The sequence below is a fragment of the Pseudoalteromonas sp. P1-26 genome (assembly GCF_001401795.1).
Lineage (GTDB): Bacteria > Pseudomonadota > Gammaproteobacteria > Enterobacterales > Alteromonadaceae > Pseudoalteromonas.
In genome coordinates this window covers 1-294 of sequence record NZ_LKDX01000170.1, presented here as the reverse complement: position 1 = coordinate 294, position 294 = coordinate 1, and the positions used below count along the sequence as shown (strand labels likewise).

Annotated in this window: 1 protein-coding gene; it reads right to left on the bottom strand. The window is 48.6% G+C overall.

The features are described 5' to 3' along the window. Positions 1-294: reverse transcriptase domain-containing protein (locus AN394_RS21415; protein WP_268795677.1), on the bottom strand; the 294-nt coding region annotated here is incomplete at both ends.

The following is a 294-nucleotide window of genomic DNA, read 5'->3' as shown; positions in this document are numbered from 1 at the left end:
CAAACAGAGAAAACACTGAGCAATAGCATCAGCAGTGCTTCTATTGCGCCGAAAGCCGTAGCTATTTGGGTCAGCAAGTGTTTCTGACATAGGCTCTAGTGCAAGAAGATGAAGCGCTTGTAGCGCTCTATCGGCCATGCACGGGATACCCAAAGGTCTGAGCTTGCCGTTTTTCTTAGGGATGTAGATACGCTTGAGCGGTTTAGCTTGATAAGCCTTTCTGCTCAATTGATTGACTGCTTTCATGCGGCGCGTATCCGTATTCCAGATGACGCCGTCTATTCCGGGCGTTTT